Below are 1,584 nucleotides of genomic sequence, written 5' to 3' on the forward strand. Positions count from 1 at the left end.
TTACCTTCGCCGCGTAGCTTACGACTTGTTTCGACCAATTCAAAGTCAATTTGCTTATCATCGAGGTTAACAGCCAGCACTTTTACTTTGACCGCATCACCCAGACGATAGATGTTACCGAAGCTTTCACCGATAAGTCTTTGACCAATAGGATCAAACTGGTAGTAGTCGTTCGCAAGCGTTGAAATATGCACCAAACCATCGATATGCAGATCGGTCAAGCGCACGAAGAAGCCAAAACTGGTGACGTTAGCAATCACGCCTTCCAGCTCATCGCCGACGTGATCTTGCATGTATTCACACTTCAACCAATCCGCAACTTCACGCGTTGCATCATCAGCGCGGCGCTCTGTCATTGAACATTGTTCGCCGTAGAAGTCCATGTCATCGAATGAGTAATGGTAACCCCCCGTTGGCGTCCAACGGTCTTGGTTGCGGCCTTCTTCTTTAGCGATCAAGTACTTGATAGCACGGTGCAGCAACAAGTCAGGGTAACGACGAATTGGTGACGTAAAGTGAGCGTAACGCTTAAGCGCCAAACCGAAGTGGCCTGCGTTGTCCGCGTTGTACACCGCTTGCTTCATGGATCGCAGCAGCATGGTTTGGATCAGCTCTTGGTCTTGACGACCTGCAATTTGACGCGCGAGATCGGCGTAGTCTGTTGGAGAAGGCTCTAAACCACCTTTCAACTCTAAACCTAGCTCACTTAGGAAATCGCGGAAGCCTTGCAAGCGCAGCTCACCCGGAGATTCGTGAATACGATACAGTGCAGGCTCTTTGGCTTTTTCTACCAATGATGCCGAGGCAATGTTAGCTAAGATCATACATTCTTCGATGATCTTATGCGCATCATTACGAATCACTGGCTCAATGCTTTCAATCTTGCGCTCAGCATTAAAAATGAATTTGGTTTCGACGGTCTCAAACTCAATCGCACCACGTTGATCACGCGCTTCTTTCAACACTTTGTACATCGCGTGCAACTCTTCAAGATGCGACACGAGTGGCTGGTAGCGTTCACGCAGTTCTTCATCACCTTCAAGAATCGCGCTCACTTTGCTGTATGTGAGACGAGCGTGGGAATTCATTACCGCTTCGTAGTGCTTGTAGCTTGAGAGCTTACCGCTTTCAGAAATGGTCATCTCACACACCATACACAAGCGATCCACTTGCGGGTTAAGCGAACACAAACCGTTTGAAAGCACTTCAGGCAACATTGGGACAACTTGCGATGGGAAGTACACAGAGTTACCACGGTTGATGGCTTCTTTGTCTAACGCTGAATCTGGGCGCACGTAGTAGCTTACGTCTGCGATTGCGACCCAAAGACGCCAACCACCATCTTTTTTCTTCTCACAGAAAACGGCGTCATCGAAGTCTCGCGCATCTTCACCGTCAATGGTAACGAGCGGCAATTCACGCAAGTCAACACGGCCCACTTTCGCTTCTTCAGGCACTTCTTCGCCCAAGTTTACGATTTGTTTTTCGACCGCTTCTGGCCACTCATAAGGGATTTGATGGGTGCGAATTGCGATTTGTGTTTCCATACCTGGCGCCATATTTTCACCAAGAACTTCAACCACT

1 protein-coding gene is annotated in these 1,584 nt (G+C 48.5%); it reads right to left on the reverse strand.

What is annotated here, in order from left to right:
* Nucleotides 1-1,584: ribonuclease R (rnr, locus tag R7Q47_RS23955; protein WP_318089666.1), on the reverse strand; the 1,584-nt coding region annotated here is incomplete at both ends.

Source organism: Vibrio sp. Vb0349, from assembly GCF_033338975.1.